At 31.5% G+C, this 1276-nt stretch carries 1 protein-coding gene; it reads left to right on the top strand.

The window, feature by feature from the left end; translation table 11 throughout:
* Window positions 1-87 precede the first annotated feature (87 nt).
* A protein-coding gene (locus tag BHU61_RS13195; protein WP_420870479.1) for an IS3 family transposase occupies window positions 88-1232 on the top strand; the annotation gives its coding sequence in 2 pieces (ribosomal slippage) (window positions 88-355 and window positions 355-1232; 1146 coding nt in all).
* The last annotated feature ends 44 nt before the right edge of the window (window positions 1233-1276 follow it).

Below are 1276 nucleotides of genomic sequence, written 5' to 3'. Positions count from 1 at the left end.
TCGAACTGACCCCATTTAGTGAGACAAAATAAAAAAGCACTCTTGTTGAATTCATATTAAAATGAATTTGATAGGAGTGTTTTTATTATGAAAAGAGTTTCATATTCAAGTGAAGTTAAATGGAAATGTGTTGAACTCAAAGCCGCTGGCTTAAGTACAAAAGAAATAATGGATGAACTAAATATTAGGAATAAAACCCAAGTTGAAACATGGTGGAGATGGTACAGAAATGGAGAAACATATCGATTCGACCAACAAGTTGGAAAACAATATAGTTATGCTAAGGGAATTCAAGAACTGGATGAAATTGAAAAATTAAAATTAGAAATAAGAAGGAAAGATGCGGAGTTAGATGTCTTAAAAAAGTACAAGGAATTACAAAGGAGTTGGTACCTGAGATTGTAGTGGAATTGGTTGAATCATTAAGAAGTGAATATAGCTTAGAAATATTGTTATCTGCATTGCAAGTAGCACGTTCAACATTTTACAGATGGAGAAATCATGTTTCCAATAGAAATTATCATCTCGAGAAAAAGATCGGTAAAATATGCAAAGACAATAATTTTACCTACGGTTATCGAAAAATTTGTAACATAATTAATCGTGACTCTGAACAGCCAATTAATCATAAGCGTGTTCAAAGAATAATGCAAAAAAATAAGTGGAGTTGCAGAGCTAGAGCCAAAAAGGAACAAAAATTGGGCAAACCATACTATATTACAGATAATATCTTAAATCGCGATTTTAAAACCGATAGACCTTTAACTAAGTTAGTAACAGACATAACTTATTTACCATTTGGTAATACAATGCTTTATTTATCATCGATTATGGACTTATATAATGGAGAAATCATAGCTTACACAATAAACGATAAACAAGATACGAATTTTGTTTTAGATACACTAAATCAAATAGAACTCCCGAAGGGGTGCATATTACATAGCGATCAAGGAAGTGTTTATACCTCTAAAGATTATTATGAAGAATGCAAAGAAAAAGACATTATCAGATCAATGTCGCGAAAAGCGACACCTGCTGATAATGCCTGTATTGAATGTTTCCATTCCTCGCTAAAGTCTGAAACATTCTATTTAAACAGTGAGCGAAATAGCTCTAATTACATTGTAAAAGAAATTGTAGAGAAATACATCAAGAATTATAATGAAAATAGAATTCAACAAAAATTAGGCTACTTATCTCCGATAGAATATCGAAAACAAGCAGCCTAATTGAGATGCTTTTTTGTTATGTCTCAAATTAAGGGTTCAGCACC

It is taken from the genome of Macrococcus epidermidis (assembly GCF_003259695.1).
GTDB lineage: Bacteria > Bacillota > Bacilli > Staphylococcales > Staphylococcaceae > Macrococcoides > Macrococcoides epidermidis.
Note: the sequence above shows the minus strand (reverse complement) of the source record. Positions and strands in the feature narration are given on the sequence as shown.